17 protein-coding genes and 1 pseudogene are annotated in these 17713 nt (G+C 34.6%); 7 read left to right on the top strand and 11 right to left on the bottom strand.

Going from position 1 to position 17713, the window contains the following annotated elements; genetic code table 11:
* Window positions 1–113: 113 nt before the first annotated feature.
* The 8 genes and pseudogenes from LQU93_RS02190 to ileS all read right to left on the bottom strand — a co-directional run bounded on the left by LQU93_RS02190 (window position 114) and on the right by ileS (window position 8440).
* The gene (locus LQU93_RS02190; protein WP_229932257.1) at window positions 114–284 is read right to left on the bottom strand and encodes a WYL domain-containing protein; all 171 of its coding nucleotides are present in this window, start codon (window positions 282–284) and stop codon (window positions 114–116) included.
* A 180-nt stretch (window positions 285–464) separates the two neighbouring features.
* A pseudogene (locus LQU93_RS10075) lies at window positions 465–551 on the bottom strand (helix-turn-helix transcriptional regulator); the annotation flags it as partial.
* Window positions 552–672: 121 nt separating this feature from the next.
* Window positions 673–1476 carry a carbon-nitrogen hydrolase family protein gene (locus LQU93_RS02185; protein WP_229932256.1) on the bottom strand — a complete coding sequence of 268 codons (804 nt, stop codon included), beginning with the start codon at window positions 1474–1476 and terminating at the stop codon, window positions 673–675.
* A complete protein-coding gene (xseB, locus tag LQU93_RS02180) occupies window positions 1473–1670 on the bottom strand; it encodes an exodeoxyribonuclease VII small subunit (RefSeq protein WP_229932255.1) in 198 nt (65 codons plus the stop codon). Before xseB ends, LQU93_RS02185 begins: the two co-directional genes overlap by 4 nt.
* On the bottom strand, window positions 1663–2763 hold the full coding sequence (metX, locus tag LQU93_RS02175; RefSeq protein WP_229932254.1) for a homoserine O-acetyltransferase MetX: 1101 nt from the start codon (window positions 2761–2763) through the stop codon (window positions 1663–1665). Before metX ends, xseB begins: the two co-directional genes overlap by 8 nt.
* A complete protein-coding gene (gene guaB / locus LQU93_RS02170) occupies window positions 2763–4211 on the bottom strand; it encodes an IMP dehydrogenase (RefSeq protein ID WP_229932253.1) in 1449 nt (482 codons plus the stop codon). The genes metX and guaB overlap by 1 nt, the downstream gene beginning before the upstream one ends.
* Window positions 4212–4214: 3 nt before the next feature.
* On the bottom strand, window positions 4215–5573 hold the full coding sequence (gene gatA, locus LQU93_RS02165; protein ID WP_229932252.1) for an Asp-tRNA(Asn)/Glu-tRNA(Gln) amidotransferase subunit GatA: 1359 nt from the start codon (window positions 5571–5573) through the stop codon (window positions 4215–4217).
* Window positions 5574–5683: 110 nt separating this feature from the next.
* Window positions 5684–8440, bottom strand: a complete 2757-nt coding sequence (gene ileS / locus LQU93_RS02160) for an isoleucine--tRNA ligase (RefSeq protein ID WP_229932251.1) — start codon at window positions 8438–8440, stop codon at window positions 5684–5686.
* 98 nt (window positions 8441–8538) lie between these two features.
* Here ileS and LQU93_RS02155 point away from each other — a divergent pair, with 98 nt between their 5' ends.
* On the top strand, window positions 8539–9636 hold the full coding sequence (locus LQU93_RS02155) for a CinA family protein (protein WP_229932250.1): 1098 nt from the start codon (window positions 8539–8541) through the stop codon (window positions 9634–9636).
* Here the strand turns inward: LQU93_RS02155 and LQU93_RS02150 are convergent.
* Both LQU93_RS02150 and LQU93_RS02145 read right to left on the bottom strand, forming a co-directional pair.
* On the bottom strand, window positions 9633–10007 hold the full coding sequence (locus LQU93_RS02150; RefSeq protein WP_229932249.1) for a rhodanese-like domain-containing protein: 375 nt from the start codon (window positions 10005–10007) through the stop codon (window positions 9633–9635). The two genes, LQU93_RS02155 and LQU93_RS02150, sit on opposite strands and share 4 nt — an antisense overlap.
* 2 nt (window positions 10008–10009) lie before the next feature.
* Window positions 10010–10384, bottom strand: coding sequence for a rhodanese-like domain-containing protein (locus LQU93_RS02145; protein WP_229932248.1), 375 nt, complete (start codon window positions 10382–10384; stop codon window positions 10010–10012).
* 108 nt (window positions 10385–10492) lie between these two features.
* Here LQU93_RS02145 and LQU93_RS02140 point away from each other — a divergent pair, with 108 nt between their 5' ends.
* Window positions 10493–11068, top strand: coding sequence for a DNA-3-methyladenine glycosylase I (locus LQU93_RS02140; protein ID WP_229932247.1), 576 nt, complete (start codon window positions 10493–10495; stop codon window positions 11066–11068).
* 85 nt (window positions 11069–11153) lie between these two features.
* Here LQU93_RS02140 and LQU93_RS02135 read toward each other — a convergent pair whose 3' ends face one another.
* Entirely contained in the window at window positions 11154–11435 is a 282-nt protein-coding gene (locus tag LQU93_RS02135; RefSeq protein WP_229932246.1) for a rhodanese-like domain-containing protein, read from the bottom strand.
* Between the two features lie 141 nt (window positions 11436–11576).
* Between LQU93_RS02135 and murC the strand changes: the two genes are divergently transcribed.
* Genes murC through LQU93_RS02110 form a run of 5 tightly spaced genes read left to right on the top strand, consistent with a single transcriptional unit; the run spans window position 11577 to window position 17667 of the window.
* Window positions 11577–12884, top strand: coding sequence for a UDP-N-acetylmuramate--L-alanine ligase (gene murC / locus LQU93_RS02130; protein WP_229932245.1), 1308 nt, complete (start codon window positions 11577–11579; stop codon window positions 12882–12884).
* Window positions 12881–13192 (top strand): hypothetical protein, encoded by a 312-nt coding sequence (locus LQU93_RS02125; RefSeq protein ID WP_229932244.1) that lies wholly within the window; start codon window positions 12881–12883, stop codon window positions 13190–13192. The genes murC and LQU93_RS02125 overlap by 4 nt, the downstream gene beginning before the upstream one ends.
* Window positions 13186–13533 (top strand): hypothetical protein, encoded by a 348-nt coding sequence (locus LQU93_RS02120; protein WP_229932243.1) that lies wholly within the window; start codon window positions 13186–13188, stop codon window positions 13531–13533. Before LQU93_RS02125 ends, LQU93_RS02120 begins: the two co-directional genes overlap by 7 nt.
* Window positions 13526–15724: an endonuclease MutS2 gene (locus tag LQU93_RS02115; RefSeq protein ID WP_229932242.1), complete on the top strand. Its 2199-nt coding sequence runs from the start codon at window positions 13526–13528 to the stop codon at window positions 15722–15724. The genes LQU93_RS02120 and LQU93_RS02115 overlap by 8 nt, the downstream gene beginning before the upstream one ends.
* A gap of 35 nt (window positions 15725–15759) precedes the next feature.
* The gene (locus LQU93_RS02110) at window positions 15760–17667 is read left to right on the top strand and encodes an EAL domain-containing protein (protein WP_229932241.1); all 1908 of its coding nucleotides are present in this window, start codon (window positions 15760–15762) and stop codon (window positions 17665–17667) included.
* The last annotated feature ends 46 nt before the right edge of the window (window positions 17668–17713 follow it).

Genomic DNA, 17713 nt, shown 5'->3' with positions numbered 1-17713 from the left:
TCAAAAATTTAAAGCAATATATAAAATAAGCATATGTATTGTTTAATAATTTTACAAAAGAATTTCATTAAATTATTAAATGATTTTTTACTTCGCCAACGCTTTTGATTTTGTTATTTTTGCGTTGCGACAAGATACCAAATGCCGTTTAGGTTTAGAATTTTATATGGATTTACGGCACGTATTTTGCCTTTGTAGATGAAATTTAAAGCGGCTTCATCTTGCAAGGCATTTTGCAAAATTTCAAATATTTTTTTATCGATTTGCTCGTATGAATAGCCCACTACAGCGATATTTTCGCTTGAAATTTCATTTAAATTGCCACTTGGGTAAAGTCCTAAAATTCCACTATTTTTGGCAAATTTTAAAAGCTCGTAGTTTTTGATTTTGTAATTTTGCTCTGCGATAAAGTAACAGCCATTTTCAAATTTTATATTTAAAATTGTAAGTCGCTCATTAAAATCGCGTTGTAAGGTGCATTTGCTGACATTAAACTCACTGCAAAGCTCGTCTATTTTTAGCCGTTCGCCTTGCAGTAGCTTTGTGATGATATAAGCTAGTCGTAAGGCTAAGCTGCCTCTACTCTTTCTCTTTCTCGATTTTGCATTGTGATGCCTTTTGAAGATTTTAAGAAATTATATCAAATAAAGATGACAAGTTGTGTCATGGTAGTTAAGCAAAATTTTTAGAGATATTTTTAAATCCCCACAAATTTCTAGCTTGTGCTAACTCTTTTTTGCTTAAATTTGCTATCATCATCTCTTCTTGGTTTGATAATTTTTGGCTAACTTCTCCAAGTGGAGATATTAACATACTATCGCCATAAAATTCCCACTCTTGTGTTTCGTTTTTTATTTTATAGCTTCCGATGCGATTTGCACGTATTATATAAACGCTATTTGTAAATGCACGCATTTTTAATAGCTCAGTCCATCTTTGATGGCTTTGAAACGTCGAAGCAGTTGGCACTATGATGGCGTCTATATTTTTTTTTGATAACGTTGTGAAGCAAGTATCAAAGTGCGTCTCGTATCCAAAAAGTATGCCAAATTTAAACCCATCGTGTCTAAAAGTCAAAAATTCTAATTTCTCTTTTTTGAGTTTGTTTTTATAAAATTTTGCCTCATTCCAATGAGAATATGGCATTAGAATTTGTTGTTCGTGAAATCTTGCTCCTAATGGCGTAAATTTAGCTATAGTTTTAAAAATATCTTTGCCTTTTACTAAAATAAGCGGTGCAACAATTGTCAAATCGTATTTTTTGCTTAAATTTAAAAGGGAATTTTTGCGTTCATTACTTTGCTTTTTTATCATTGAAAGTGGCATATTTTCTAGCTCTTTAAAAAAACTATTTAATATGTATTCGCCAAGTACGACTAGTTTTGCACCACTATCTTTGCAGTGTTTAAGGTAGTAATCAAGTCTTGCTTCACTTAGTGCTAGGGTTGGAAGCTGTAAAAGTGCAATTTTTGTCATTGCTCCACCTGTGTTACGCTTAGTTTAGCGTTTTCTAGTATCTGTGTTGCTTCGTTTAGTAAATTTTGCCCTTGTTTTAGTAGCTTTACGCTTAACTCTAAACTTGTGTTTTCGTCGTTTAATTTAGCTAAAATTTCTTCGGCTTGTTTGAGTTTGCTCTCAAATTCATCTACTTTGTTTAAATTTTCACTCATTTAGTGCCTCTCTTACATGATTTTGAAATTTATCAATCTCGACTAAAAATGCATCGTGACCATAGTCGCTATCTATGAGTATAAATTTGCTATTTTTGCCTAGCTTTAACAAACTTTCTTGCATCTGCTGCATACAACTAGGCGGAAAAAGCAAATCTGAGCTAAATGCTATTAGTGTGAGCTTTGCTTTAATTGGACTTAGCGCGTCTTCTAGACTGTCGTAGTGACGTGTGCAGTCAAATATATTCATCATTTTTGTTATATATAAATAGCTTAACGGATCAAAACGCTTTGTAAAATTTATACTATTGTATTGTAAATACGTATCTACGCTAAATCTGCCAAAAAGTTCATAAAGCCCATCGGTTTTGACATAGTTTCGTCCAAATTTCTTATCCATTGAATCAGGAGACAAAAAGCTAATATGCCCTGCCATTCTTCCATATGCCATACCTTTTAATCCATTTTTTAAAATTTCATGCTCGTTATACTCGCCATTTTTAAACTCAGGGTCATTTTTAATGGCTTCAATGCCTATTTTATTAAATGCTATTGCCCATGGTTTGGTTTGATATGTACTAGCTAGGATTATGACATTTTTGGCAAAATCTGCAAACTCTATAGCAAAGCAAAGTGCTTGCATGCCACCTAAGCTTCCACCTATAACAGCATGTGCTTGGTTGATACCAAGGTGTTTAAAAAGTCTCATTTGTGCTTTTACTACATCGCTTATTGCTAGGACTGGAAAATTTAGGCGGTATTGTTTGCCTGTGCTTTTATCTATGCTTAGTGGAGATGTTGAGCCATAGCATGAGCCTAAGATGCTTACGCAAATGACATAAAATTTATCAGTATCTATTGCTTTGTTTTTGCCAATTAGCCCATCCCACCAGCCGCTTTTGTCATCATTTTTATATTTTCCGGCGGCGTGGTGTGAGCCTGTGAGTGCGTGGCATACAACTATGACGTTGTTTTTGTCAGCATTTAATGTGCCGTATGTCTCGTAGGCTAATTTGTATTCTAACAGCATACGACCACTCTCGAGCGAGAGAGGTTCGTAAAATTTCTGCTTTTTGGTTTGCAGATTTAGCATCAATTAACTTTATAATTTGGTGCTTCGTGCGTTATGACTACGTCATGAACGTGGCTTTCTTTTAATCCTGCTGATGTTATTTCTACAAACTCAGCCCTTTGCTGAAGTGTAGGTATATCTTTGGCTCCAACGTATCCCATTGCTGAGCGTAAGCCACCTAAGAGCTGATGAATGACATCTTTCATTGAGCCAGTAAATGGCACTCTACCTTCAATCCCTTCTGGCACTAGTTTTTCACTTGCTGTTCCTTCTTGAAAATACCTATCAGAGCTACCGCGTGTCATCGCCCCTATGCTGCCCATTCCGCGATATGCTTTGTATTGGCGACCTTGATATGTTACTACCTCGCCTGGGCTTTCTTCACATCCTGCTAATAAACTACCAGCCATTATAGAGCTAGCTCCTGCTGCTAGGGCCTTTGCGATGTCGCCTGAGTATTTTATACCGCCATCGGCAATGACTGGTATGCCGTATTTTGCTGCTTCATCGGCACAATCACTTATGGCTGTGATTTGTGGCACACCAACACCTGCAACGATACGAGTAGTGCATATTGAGCCAGGTCCTATGCCTACTTTTATGCCATCAGCTCCTGCTTGTGCTAAATCTTTTACAGCAGCTGGATTTGCTGTATTGCCCACAACCACATCAACTTTAAAATTTGCTTTTATCTCTTTTAGTGTATCAATTATGCCTTTGGAGTGTCCGTGTGCTGAATCCATAACTATAACATCCACTCCAGCCTCTACCAATGCTTTTACTCTATCTAGCTGCCCAACTCCAACAGCCGCTGCAACTCTTAATCGACCAAAGCTGTCTTTGTTGGCATTTGGATACTCTTTGCGTTTTTTTAGATCTTTTATGGTGATTAAGCCATCAAGTTTGCCATTTTCATCAACGATAGGCAGTTTTTCTACTCTATTTTGGCTAAAAATTTTCTCAGCATCATCTAAAGTGCAGCCTTTTGGAGCTGTTATAAGTGGTGCTTTTGTCATGCGTTCTTTTACTGCTCTTGTTGTATCTGTTTCAAATCTTAGATCGCGATTTGTTAAAATTCCTATTAATTTATGCTCATCATCTACAACAGGCACACCAGAGATGTGTAGTTCGCTCATTAGTGCCAATGCTTCAGAAATTTTCGCGTCTGGTTTGATATAGATAGGATCGATTATAACGCCACTTTCGCTTTTTTTAACGCGTTTTACCTCTTTGGCTTGTGTTGCTATATCCATGTTTTTGTGTATGACGCCAATGCCGCCAAGCCTAGCCATCATAATGGCTGCACGATGTTCTGTAACTGTATCCATTGCGGCCGAGATTATAGGCATATTTAGTGTGACGTTTTTGCTTATTTTGGTTTTTATATCCACTTGTTTTGGTAAAATTTCAGAGTATTGTGGCACCAAAAGCACATCTTCAAACGTTAAAGCTTTTTTTAAAATTTTCATGTTTTATCCTTTTACTATATTTTCCAAACTACTTGCACCGTTTAATACTGTTAGCTCATCCCATGGTTTGCCAATTAACTGAGCTGAGATACTTAGGTTGTTGTTTGCCTTTGCTACTGGTACAGATATGGCTGGTAACCCAGCTAAATTTACGCTGATTGTGTAGATATCGCTTAGATAAGCCTTTAGTGGATCGCTAAGCTCACCAAATTTAAAACCAGCACTAGGTGCAACTGGCATAAATATCAAATCTGCTTCGTTTAAAATCGCTTCATATTGTGCTTTAATGTGTGCACGTGCTTTTTGTGCCTTGATGTAGTAAGCATCGTAGTATCCGCTACTAAGCACAAAAGTTCCAAGTAAAATTCTTCTTTTTACCTCTTCGCCAAATCCTTCGCTTCTTGAATTAATATACATTTGGCTTAAATTTTTGCATTCTGCGCGTCTGCCATATCTAACACCATCATAACGGCTTAAATTTGCACTAGCTTCTGCTGTTGCGATGATGTAGTATGTAGCAACGTCGTATTTTGAATCTTTTAAATTTTTATATATGATTGTGTGTCCGTGAGCTTTTAGTTTTTCTATTGTTTTTAAAAGTGCTGTTTTTGTCTCGTCATCGGCATCATTTACATAGTTTTGTATCACGGCTATGGTTAGTTTTTTATTTGCGTCTAGTTTGTCAGCCGTGCTTGAGCGAGCGACATTTGCTGATGTGCTATCTTTGCTATCATAACCAGCAATCGCATCATATAGTATGGCCGCATCTTCAACATTTTGAGTGATAGGTCCTATTTGATCTAGGCTTGATGCATAACTTGCTAATCCATATCTACTTACTCTTCCATAAGTTGGCTTAAATCCAACTACGCCACAAAATGCTGCTGGCTGTCGTATCGAACCACCAGTATCGCTTCCTAGTGCTGCAAGGGCTATCCCACCGGCTACGGCTGCAGCTGAGCCACCGCTTGAACCACCTGGAACATAGGCGTTGTTTAGTGGGTTTAGTGTTTTGCCATAAAAGCTACTCTCACTAGTGCTTCCCATGGCAAACTCATCCATATTTGTCCTACCAAATGGTGCAAAGCCGTGTTTTAATAAATTTTCAATAGCCGTTGCATTGTATGGAGCAACGTAGCCTTGCAAGATATTTGAAGCTGATGTAACAGCCCAGCCGCTTACTTGTATGTTGTCTTTTATGGCTATTGGTATGCCACTAGCGTGAGTGTTTATATCAGAATTTGTTAGTTGCTCGACATAAGCACCTAAGTTTTTTTCTTTTATTATTCGCTCTTTTAACTCAGCCCTTAGTGTCAAAATTTCATCACTGCTAAGAGTTAATGCCTTTTTTAAACTTATCACTTTATATCCTTAAATTTATTTACAAATACTATCGCAACTGCCGTAAAAGCAAGTATTACAGCAATGCTAATAACTATAACGCTAAATGAAATTTCATTTTCAAACACGTTTTATGCTCCTTTTAACACATCGCTACATCTAGGGCAAACGCCGTCTTGCTCTAAGGCGTTTAGTTTCCAGCAGCGAGGGCATTTATGCTCGTTATTTAGCACCATTTTAAACTTAAATCCATCTATTTCAAACTCATCAAGTGCTTGGCTATCGTCTATGCTAGTAACCCTGCTTGTCATGTAAAAATCGCTAATATCAATGGCATTTAAAGCTAAAATTTCATCAGCATTTGTTTGCAGGTTTAGCTCAAGTGTTGATTTGATTTTTTTATCTTTTTTTAGAGCATCAATAAGCTCAAAAAACTTAGTTCTACTTGATATTAATAGTGCATCATCTACGCTAAATTCAAAATTTAGTGGCGTATATACTAGATCAAATGCATCTAATGCATCTTGTTTGATGATTTTTGGTGCATAGTCCATAACTTCATCAATCGTATATGTAAGCGTAGGTGCTAGAAGTGGCAATAGCGATCTAGTAATTAGTGCCATGGCTGATTGTGCCGAGCGACGTGATTTGCCATCTTTTGCGTCGCAGTATAGCCTGTCTTTGCAGATGTCTAGATATACGCCGCTTAAATCAGCTGAAAGGAAATTTAACAATATATTAAAGCCTTTTGAAAAATCATACTTTTTAAAGCACACTTCAACTTCATCAAAAGCCTTTTTGGCACGAGATAGTATCCACTTATCTAGTATGTTAAACTCTTGTGAAATTTCATCTAAGTCATTAACGTTTGCTAATAAAAATCTTATTGTGTTTCTTATCTTTCTATACTGTTCGCTTACTTGCTTTAAGATATTTTCACTTATTTTTAAATCGCCTGAGTAATCGCTTAAGCTAACCCATAAACGCAAAATTTCAACCCCATGTGTTTTTGCTACATCTTGCGGTGCTACGACGTTGCCTTTGCTTTTGCTCATTTTCTCGCCCTTTTCATCGACTGTAAAGCCGTGAGTTAGGACGGATTTATATGGTGCCATGCTATTTGCAGCTGTGCTTACTAAAAGTGAGCTTTGAAACCAGCCCCTGTGCTGATCTGAGCCTTCTAAATACATACTTGCTGGAAATTCTCCTGCATCGTAATCGCCTGATTGCAATACGGCTTTGCATGTTGAGCCACTATCAAACCATACATCAAGTATATCCATGACCTTTTCTAGGTTGTTTGCATTGTATTTTGAGTTGCTTGGTAATAAATCTTTAATTTCTAAATCCCACCATGCATCAGCACCTTTAGATTCAAAAATTTTTGCCACGTGATCTAAAATTTCAGGATCAAATATGACGTCTTTTGTAGTTTTGTCTCTAAAAAATGCTATTGGAACACCCCAGTCACGTTGGCGAGATATACACCAATCAGGGCGATTTTGTATCATTGAGCCTATGCGTTTTATGCCACTTTCTGGATAAAATTTCACATTTTCAATCTCGTTTAATGCCGTTTGTCTTAGTGTTTTTTGATCTAATTTAGCATCATCCATTGTGATAAACCACTGCTTTGTTGCCCTATAAATTACTGGTTTATGCGTTCTCCAGCAGTGTGGATAAGAGTGTAAAAATTTTGAGCAGTGAAGTAAATTTGAACCAAGAATTTGGATTATTTTTTCATTTGCTTTGAATATATGAAGTCCAATAAACTCATCTACAACATCATCTGCAAATAGCCCCTTAACACGCAAAGTCTCATCATATAGCCCACCATCATCAACCGGCATTATGACTTCGCTTATACCATTTTTAAGACACACATAATAGTCATCCTCGCCGTGACCCGGTGCTGTATGCACAAGCCCAGTTCCGCCATCTGTTGTGACGTGATTGCCTAGTAAAAATATACTTTTCCTATTATTTAAAGGATTTATAGCGTGAGTTTGGTTTAAAATTTCAGCTTTAAATTCTTTAACAATTTCGCCCTTGCTTATGCCAAGATCTGTGACATTTTTAAGCAATGCTTTTGCAAATATTAAATTCTCACTCGTTAGCACATATGTCTCATCAGGATTTAGACTGATTGCTTGATTTGATGGTAGCGTCCATGGCGTAGTGGTCCATATGACAGCTTTTGCTTCGTTTACTTGAAGTTTCTCAAGTGCATTTGTATCTAGCATAAATGCGACATATATCGAGTAGTCTTCTTTGTTTTCATACTCAACCTCCGCTTCTGCTAGTGCTGATCTTGCCGCCCAGCTCCAATAAACCGGCTTGCTTCGCTCTATTAAAAGCCCTCGTTTGGCTATATCGCACAATGCCCTATAGATATTTGCTTCAAACTCAAATTTCATAGTTAAGTATGGATTTTCATAATCAGCTATAACGCCTAGGCTTTTAAACTCATCACTTTGGATTTTTACAAATTTACTAGCATGTTCGCGACATAGCTGTCTTATTTGTGTTTTGCTAAGAGTTTTTTTCTTCTCTCCTAGATCTTTTTCAACTTGTTGCTCTATCGGTAGTCCATGGCAATCCCAGCCAGGAACATATCGTATGCTTTCGCCGTGAAAATAGTGTGTTTTTGTGATAATGTCTTTTAAAATTTTATTTAACGCATGTCCGATATGCAAGTGTCCATTTGCGTATGGCGGCCCGTCATGAATGTTGAAATTTTTTGTTGCGTTTGTACGATTTTTTTTCATTTTTTTGTAAATTTTTTGATCTTCGTGCCATGAATTAATGCGGGTTGGTTCGTTTTGTGGGAGATTGCCACGCATTGGAAAGTCAGTGGCAGGAAGAAGCAAGGTGTCTTTGTAGTCCATTTTCGTCCTTAGTGAATTTAAATTTGTCGATTGTATCTAAAACTCTGTTATAAGGGGCTTAAATTTGGTATAATTACACAAAAAGCAAAAGGGTTAATATGAGACATAAGCTAATGATATTAGGCGATGATATACGCATAAATACGGCATTAAAAGAGTATGTTTTTGCTAGATATGAAGAGAAATTTGGTGAAATTTCTGAGATTGTTTTTGTTTCAAAAAAATCAAATGAGCTTTTGTTTGCAGTGCAAAATCATATACAAGATATCGATGCATTAAGCATAGTTGCAAGTAGTGAAAATTATGACATAATGGCTAAAATTTTAGCCACTCTTAGCGATGATGTGCTTGAGTTAAAAGATGAAAATACTTTAGCTGCAAAAAATGCTATAAATTTTAAAAACGGAAGTTTTTTAATTAGATTAAATCAAACGTATATTAATTTAATTAGGACTAATTCTTGTAATGAGATGAGTGAAATTTTAATAGATTTTAGTGGCGATATTAGGTATTTTAATCTGTATGATGTGGATTTAAATAGTGCAAAAATACTACTTGAGCCACTACTAGATCCGTATAAGGTGCAAATTGAGTTAAGCGAAATTTTGCCAAATTTAGTTCTTGTAAGATGCGAGAGTGAGAAATTTGGAAGCATTGGTGGATTTTTGTTGGCTGTTAAAAATTTATTTTCAAATAAATTTATAGATGATGGCGATATTGTTAGATATATGGCAAACAAACTTATACAAAAGGGCTTAAAAATCACCTTTGCTGAGTCATGCACGGCTGGTATGTGTGCTGCTAGTTTTGCTAGATTTGCTGGTGTTTCTGCTGCTTTTGACGGCTCACTTGTTACGTATGCTAATCGCATTAAATCAGAATGGCTTGGGGTGAGTAATGAAATTTTGCAAACGTATGGGGCAGTTAGTAGCGAATGTATGCAAAGTATGCTTAATGGTGCGTTAGCTTCAAGTGATGCTGATTTTGCTCTTGCAATTAGTGGTGTAGCTGGTCCTGGTGGAGGAAGCGAAGAAAAACCAGTTGGAATGGTATATGTTGGTGCAATGGATAAAAGTGGCAATTTAGACATAAAAAAATTGCATCTAAAAGGCGATCGCAATTATATCAGAAGTCAAAGTGTGCTTCATGCTTATTGTGTGTTGCTTGGACTTAGAGATGATTTGTTTTTTGACTAATCTTTATATGGTGCTGTGATATATCCGTGATTAATTAGTTTTTTCATGCCACCATCTAAAACAGTAATATTTAAATCAGGTGCATCGATTAATTCTGCTACAAATGCACTTTTGCGTCCGCTTCTGCATATTATTGCAAATGGCTTTGATGTATCAATTTGCAAATTAATATCTCGTATTAAGTTTTTCTTGTCTTTGTTAAATTTTATCAATTTTGCGTCTTTTATTATCCCGGTTTCTTGACGTTCAATATCTATTCTAATATCTACTATTTGAGAAAAAATATTTACGTTTGCAGGAGTTGCAGGAAGGGTTTGGATCGCACACATGCCAAGACTTACACAAAAGCTAATTATCGCAAACAGTTTCATTTTTAATCTTTGTATGGGGTGGTTTTGTAGCCGTTGTGGATTAAGTAGTTCATCCCGCCATCTAAATTTATAATGTCTAAATTTTCTTTATCTATAAGTTTTGCTGCTAATGCACTTCTCTTACCACTTCTGCATATTAAAGCAAAAGGTTTAGATGTATCAACCATAGACATTATTTTGTTCCAAAAAATCTCTTTGTTTTGCACCAATGTTAAAGTATGTGCGCCTTCTATTATGCCAGTTTCTCTCCATTCTTCTGGCGTTCTTATGTCTATTATTTGTTGTATTTTTGAAATATTATCAACAGTAGCTGGTAACGTTGTGATTTGTGAAAAAGCCAATGATACAAATATAAAAATGGATAAAATGTATTTCATTTTATCTCCTTGTGTAAAATTTTTAACCATAAAAGTAATATAATTTTTATTAAAATTTGATAAAATTTTAAAGTTTTGATAAATTATAAACTATATTAAAGGTAAAAAATGCACAAACGATGCAAATGGTGTGAAAAAGATGATCTTTATAAAAATTACCATGATAATGAATGGGGCGTGATTTGTAAAGACGATGATATGCTTTTTGAGTATTTGATTCTTGAGAGTATGCAAGCAGGGCTTAGTTGGCATATTGTGCTTAAAAAACGAGAAGCAATGCGAGAGGCATTTGATGGATTTGATGCAAAGATTTTAGCAAATTATGATGATGAAAAAGTAAATTCTTTAATGCAAAATGACAAAATTTTAAAAAATAGATTAAAACTAAAATCACTAAGTGCCAATGCAAAAGCATTTTTAAAAGTAAAAAGTGAGTTTGGTTCGTTTTATGAGTATATCTGGAGATTTGTTAATCACAAGCAAATCATTAATAATAACGATGATATTTGCGATATACCAGCTAAAACCGCTTTAAGTGACACCATAGCCAGGGACTTAAAAAAACGTGGATTTAAATTTCTAGGTTCGATTAGCGTTTATGCATATTTGCAAGCTATAGGTGTAATTGATGATCACTTAAACTATTGTTTTAAGCGTCAAAACGGAAAAATGCAATCCATATGATCATAAGGCTGCGTCTCATATCCATTGTTTATTAATGCCTTGATGCCACCGTCAAAAACTGTTATATTTAAATCACTATTATCTATTAGTTGGCTATCGCTTTACTTCTTCGTCCGCCTCTACAAATCAAAGCAAATGGTTTTGAGATGTCTATTTTAGATGAAATTTCTTTAAGCATTGTATCTTTATCCATTGAAAATTTGGCATTAATGGCATCTTTAACTACGCCTATATCGCAACGCTCAGCGTCTATTCTGACATCTACAATCTGGGTATGTTTGCTGATATTTTGTGTATTTGCTTCTTCAATCTTTATATCGCTATACAAACAACAAATACAACAAATTAATAAATATTGTTTTTTCATACTATCAATCCTTTGACTGCATACAATTTTATCTAAAGCTAACTTAAATGAATTCTATTTTTTGTATTTTAAAAGATGATAAGTATAATTTGGGTAAAATCGTAAAATTTTTATAACATAATAAATATGTAAGGTAAAATTTTGAAAAAAGTTCATTTTATAGGTATTGGTGGAATTGGTATTAGTGCGATTGCAAGATTTTTAAATGAAAAAGGCTACACTATAAGCGGTAGCGACATTGCCGAGAGCAAGACGACAAGACAGCTTCAAAATGAGGGCATAGAGGTTATCACGCCACACTGTGCAAATGCGATAAAAGATCAAGATTTTGTCATCTACTCAGCCGCCATTAAAGATGACAATATCGAGCTAGTAACTGCTAGACAAAAAGGCATAGAGTGTCTTTCTAGAAAAGAGGCTTTGCCTATGGTTTTAGATGAAAAAAAGGTATTTGCTATAGCAGGAGCACATGGTAAAAGCACAACCACAGCGATGCTTTCAAGCTTGATAGAAGGCTCAGCGATAATAGGTGCTATCTCAAAGCAGTTTGGCTCAAATATGCGTTATGAAAATAGCCAAAATATCGTGTTTGAAGCTGATGAGAGCGATAGTAGCTTTTTAAACTCAAATCCATACCTTGCTATTGTAACAAATGCAGAGCCTGAACATATGGAGCATTATGATAATGATTTGGCTAAATTTCATGCGGCTTATCGTGGTTTTTTAGAGCGTGCAAAAGTGCGTGTTATTAATGCTGAAGATGATTTTTTAGGCACACTTAAGATTGATGCGATTAGATTATATCCTAGCAAGGACATAACTGAGATGAGTATGGTGGTGCGTGATTATGAGCCTTATACGAGTTTTAATTTAAAAAATTTGGGTAAATTTGAAGCTTATGGCATGGGAGAGCATATAGCAATCGACGCTTCACTTGCGATTTTGGCGGCACTTGATGAGTTGCCATTAAAACAGGTTCGCCAAAATTTAGCAAATTATAAAGGAATTAAAAAAAGATTTGACATTTTAAAAGCGGATAAAAATTTTATTTTAATTGATGATTATGCTCATCATCCAACAGAGATTAAAGCGACACTTAAATCTGTGTTTGAGTATGCAAAATTGCTTGGAATTTCACGTATAGTTGGGATTTTTCAGCCACATCGATATACGAGACTATCAGCAAATATAGATGAGTTTGCGAAGTGTTTTGATGGAGTGAGTGAGCTTGTGATACTACCTGTTTATGCGGCTGGAGAGAGCGTGATAGAAGTGGATATGAAGGAGAAATTTAAATCTTACACACCGATTTTTACAGACAAAATACAACGCTTAGATGATGCGATTGAGTTTGTAGATGAGTATGGTGTGAAGCATAGGCTAGATAATGGTCTTGTTATAGGCTTTGGTGCTGGAGATATTAGCGTTCAGCTTAGGGGTAAAAAGTGAGTGAAATTTTAAGTAAAAGTGAAAATGAGATATTACAAATAATCCAAACAGGCACTTTAAATGATGATGAAATTTCGGCGTTGATTGCCACTGGCAAAAAAGATATATTAATATGTCTAGCAAGACATCAAACTCTAAATGATACTCAAATACAAGCAATGATACCAAACGCCGTTTATTTATGTCTAAAAGCATTAACTAAGCAGAGTTTAAATGCTGATAATAAAGAGAAAATAATACAAAAAATGATGACAAATCAAGTGCTTTATAAGGAAATTTTACAAGATCTAAAGGAGCTAAAATGGTAAGAACACTAGTGTTAATAATAGCCTTATTTGCTTTAATTGTTGCACTTTGGGCAATTAAAGATGAAAAGTTGAGTAAAAAACTAAAAGCAACTATAACGGCTTTTATAATCTTTGGCGTGGGATTTGCTTATTTTTATGAGAGTAGCACCAATGTCCAAAATGAGAAAAATATTAAAATTTTAGCAAATTTTAATCAGCAAAAGATCATAAAATGCGGCGAATATAATGTAAGTAAAGCAAAATTTAACTATGAATTTGGCACGGCTGTATTTATGGCTAAGCCCGAAATAGCCGAGATAAGAGGCATAATAATTCCTATAAGCAAGTGCGAAAATGACTGATGAAATTTTAAATAAATTAGATTTAAATGAGTATATAGATACGCTAAATTCTTTATTTTCTAGACCTAAAAGTATAGCTATGCAAGGTGATAGAAATGTCCATTTTGCTTGTATTGATGAGCTGTCAAAACATCTGTTTGACCCACCAAAAAATATATCAAACCTTGATGATACGCTAATTAGACTAAGCAAACAGGCCGTGCTTTCAATAGGTGAAATTTCAGAGTTTGCTAGTATTATAAAGTATTTTTTGTATCTAAAAAGTCTAAAATTTCAAGGCAAACTTGGTGAGTGGCTTGATAAGATAGACATACAAGGCGATATGCAAGACATGGCGGCTAGTTTTGATGATGACGAGCTAAAAGATAGCGTTGATGACAGATTTATACAGATAAAACAAGCTATAAATATTAAAAAAAAACAGATTGATATTGAACTAAGAAAACTAATTTATGCAAAGCATATCTCATCATATCTTGTAGATACGCAGGTGCATTATATTCAAGATAGTGAAACGCTTTTGGTTCGCGGCGGATTTAATCATGTCTTAAAAGGCGTGGTTGTAGCTAGAAGCTCTGGTGGCTATTTTTACGTAATGCCAAGCGTGATAGAAAAGCTTAAAAAAGAACAAAGCGAGTTGCTGGATAAAAAAGAATTAGTCATATACGAACACGCAAAGCGACTAAGCGGCGTTATGAATAAGGCGTTGGCATTTTTGAAATTTTTAAATACAGCTTATGACATTTTTGATAGCTATCAAGCTAGGGTTAGACTAGCTAGAAGTAGGGATTATGAGTTTATTTTGCCTGATAATTCTCACGAGATTAAGCTTGTTGGTTTTGCACATCCAGCACTTAAAAATCCAAAACTTATAAATATAGATTTTAGTAAAAAAGTTCTTTTAATCACTGGTGTAAATGCTGGTGGTAAATCTATGCTACTAAAATCAATCATTACAGCGGCGATGCTATCAAAATATATGCTTCCTATGCAAATAAACGCAAATAAATCAAAAATCGGTTCGTTTAAGGAATTTGATGCGATTATAGAAGATCCACAAAATGTCAAAAACGATATATCAACATTTGCTGGTAGAATGCTAAGCTTTTCAAAACTATTTAGCAAACGCTCACTTGTCATAGGCGTTGATGAGATAGAGCTTGGAACGGATTTTGAAGAGGCGGCTTCGCTTTATTCTGTGCTTATAAATAGATTAAGTCAAAACGATATAAAGATGATAATCACAACGCATCATAAACGCCTAGCTATGCTACTTAGTAAAAATGAAGATGTTGAGTTGGTTGCGGCTTTATATGATGAGATTACGCAGCGTCCAAAATATGAGTTTTTAAAAGGAACGATTGGAAAATCATATGCATTTGAGACGGCACAAAGATATGGCATACATTCAAATATTGTAAATGAAGCAAAGGTTGCATACGGACTTGATAAGCAAAATTTAAACGAAATGATAACTAAAACATTAAATTTGGAGAGTGAGTTAAAACAAAAACTAGAACAAACTAGTAAAAAAGAGATGAAGCTTGATGATTTAATACAGAGCTTAAAAGATCAAAAACAAGTCGCAGAGAAAAAGATAAATGAGACAATTTCGGCTTTAGAAAGAGAGTATTTAGACGCAATAAACAAGGCAAAAGCGGCAGTAAATTTAAAAGATACAAAAGATAAACAACGAGCCATAAACGCTGCAAATCAAGCAAAAAAAGAGATAAAAAAACCTGAAATTTCAAAAACCGAGATTTTAAATGTCGGCGATAGGGTAAAATACGGCAATGTCAAAGGTATCGTGCTTAGTTTAAATAAAACTGAAGCCATGATAGAAAGCGAAGGCATAAAGATGCGTGTGCCTTTAAATTCTCTAAGTAAAAATGGCAACCCAGTCCAAATACAAAAAGCACAAGTTAGCCTAAAAGTCCAACGACCACAAAATGCAAGTGTAACGCTTGATTTGCACGGACTTAGATCTGATGAGGCTATAGACAGGCTTGATAAATTTATTAGTGATAGTTTGGTTACGGGTTTTGAAGAGGTGATAGTATATCACGGTATAGGCACTGGACGTCTTGCGTGGGCTGTTAAAAATTTCTTAAAAACGCATCCAAGTGTTAAGGATTTTTGCGATGCACCGCCAAATCAGGGTGGATTTGGTGCAAAAATAGTTAGATTTTGAAAAATGTGGTATAATCGCAAATACAAAGGTAAAAAATGTTAAATAAAAAAATAGAAAAAAGACGAATTGCAACTATGATTACTGCGACAGTCATAGTGGTTTGTGCGTTTTTAGCTACGAATGCTACAATTTTTTACTATAAATACATAAATGCGAACCTAAATTTACAATCAGATCATGAAAAACGTGCATTTTTTTTGATGGATAAATACCTATATATGTTTAAGCAAATGGGTGAAGATGAACAAAAATATGCTGAATTTTTATCAAATAACACAATGGGTGAGACATATTTACTAAGATTTGACAAACAAGCAAAATTAAAAATAGTAGCATCTAGCGTATCTTCCGATATTGCAGAGAGCTTTTTACAAAATGAGTGTGGCTTAATATATAATCACGATTTTAAAACCGATTATTATAAACACACAATACTTGGCGAAAATAGGATCAAGGTTTGCTATTTTGTAAATACTGGCAAATACATTATCGGATATAGGCATATGATGTCGCATTCTATAAATGGCATAGATGATGTCTATTTTAAAGAGTGGCTGGTTAAAAATTTAACTCCATCGTTTATGATAAGTTTTATTCTCGCACTCTTAAGTGGCTTGATTGCATTGTGGGGTATTAATAAATACTTTGATAATAAAATTGAAATGATAAATGGCAGGATAAAATTTAAAAAAAATATAAAACAGATGAAAGATTTGCTTTATATTGACCCTGTAACAAAATTATCAAACAAAATAGCTCTTATGAGCTCATTAAAAGAGCTTGACAAGCCTAAGATCGTTGTCATAGATATTGATGATTTTGGTATGATGAATGATTATTATGGCAAAGAAATATGTGATGAAATTTTAATGTATATAGCAAATTTAATTAAAGAATTTGCAAAAAATGAAAATATGCGACCTTATTGCATAGGGGCGGATCAGTTTGCACTTGTTGAAAATGGAGAATTTTTTATTGATAGATATGAGGCATTGGCTACTGATTTAACAAGTAAGTTTAAGGGCAGACTAATAACTATAAAAGATGAAAAAACTGGAGAAAATTTAGAGATAGAAGTTCATACTACAATAGGTTTTGCATTAGATGAAAAAGATACTTTAATGAAGGCGACTACAGCACTTAAAGTAGCCAAAACTGCAAAGAAAGATTTTGTTTGTTATTTTAAAGGATTAAATAAAAAAGATGAATACACAGCACAAATCCAACGCTCAATCCTGATTAGACAAGCAATTATAAACAATACAATATTGCCGTATTATCAGCCAATATTTGATTCAAGTCTAAATATAGTAAAATACGAGTGCTTAATTAGAATTTCAGACAATGGCGAGATAGTCTCACCATATGTATTTTTGGATGTGTCAAAACGCATAAAGCGCTATGCTGAACTACAAAAAATGATAATTCAAAGTGCAATTGACAAGCTAAATAATGATCCAAATTTGGTTTTATCGTTGAATTTAAGTGGCAGAGATATGCTAGATGGCGATGTTAGTGTGTTTATTATAAGGTTATTAAATCAATACAATGTTGCCGATAGATTGATACTAGAATTAGTTGAAGATGAAAATTTAGAAAATGTTGAGCGAATCGAAAATTTCATAGATAAGGTAAAAAATATTGGAGTAAAGATAGCTATTGATGATTTTGGTTCTGGTTATTCAAACTTTTCATATATTCTAAAGCTTCGTCCAGACTATATCAAAATAGATGGAACACTTATTAAAAATATGGATTCTAATAAAGATTCGTATAAGATAACAAGTGCGATAGTGTCGTTTGCAAAAGATTTGGGTATAAAAATCATAGCCGAATACATACACTCTCGCGAAATTTTTGACATATGTATTGAGCTTGGCATAGATGAATTTCAGGGGTTTTATTTGGGTATGCCAACAGACAAAATCGGACATGTGAGCTAAATTGAAATAATGTTTAAACAAGTAAAATTTAGCTACAATCGTCAAA

The organism is Campylobacter majalis (assembly GCF_905120465.1).
In the GTDB taxonomy this organism is placed as follows: Bacteria; Campylobacterota; Campylobacteria; order Campylobacterales; family Campylobacteraceae; genus Campylobacter_A; species Campylobacter_A majalis.
This window is presented reverse-complemented; position numbering and strand designations above follow the sequence as displayed.

Bases quoted from the DNA above. Each gene is read 5' to 3' on its own strand.
- LQU93_RS02185 (WP_229932256.1), bottom strand. From the start codon at position 1,476: ATGACAAAAATTGCACTTTTACAGCTTCCAACCCTAGCACTAAGTGAA.
- xseB (WP_229932255.1), bottom strand. From the start codon at position 1,670: ATGAGTGAAAATTTAAACAAAGTAGATGAATTTGAGAGCAAACTCAAA.
- metX (WP_229932254.1), bottom strand. From the start codon at position 2,763: ATGCTAAATCTGCAAACCAAAAAGCAGAAATTTTACGAACCTCTCTCG.
- guaB (WP_229932253.1), bottom strand. From the start codon at position 4,211: ATGAAAATTTTAAAAAAAGCTTTAACGTTTGAAGATGTGCTTTTGGTG.
- ileS (WP_229932251.1), bottom strand. From the start codon at position 8,440: ATGGACTACAAAGACACCTTGCTTCTTCCTGCCACTGACTTTCCAATG.
- LQU93_RS02155 (WP_229932250.1), top strand. From the start codon at position 8,539: ATGAGACATAAGCTAATGATATTAGGCGATGATATACGCATAAATACG.
- LQU93_RS02150 (WP_229932249.1), bottom strand. From the start codon at position 10,007: ATGAAACTGTTTGCGATAATTAGCTTTTGTGTAAGTCTTGGCATGTGT.
- LQU93_RS02145 (WP_229932248.1), bottom strand. From the start codon at position 10,384: ATGAAATACATTTTATCCATTTTTATATTTGTATCATTGGCTTTTTCA.
- LQU93_RS02140 (WP_229932247.1), top strand. From the start codon at position 10,493: ATGCACAAACGATGCAAATGGTGTGAAAAAGATGATCTTTATAAAAAT.
- LQU93_RS02135 (WP_229932246.1), bottom strand. From the start codon at position 11,435: ATGAAAAAACAATATTTATTAATTTGTTGTATTTGTTGTTTGTATAGC.
- LQU93_RS02120 (WP_229932243.1), top strand. From the start codon at position 13,186: ATGGTAAGAACACTAGTGTTAATAATAGCCTTATTTGCTTTAATTGTT.
- LQU93_RS02115 (WP_229932242.1), top strand. From the start codon at position 13,526: ATGACTGATGAAATTTTAAATAAATTAGATTTAAATGAGTATATAGAT.
- LQU93_RS02110 (WP_229932241.1), top strand. From the start codon at position 15,760: ATGTTAAATAAAAAAATAGAAAAAAGACGAATTGCAACTATGATTACT.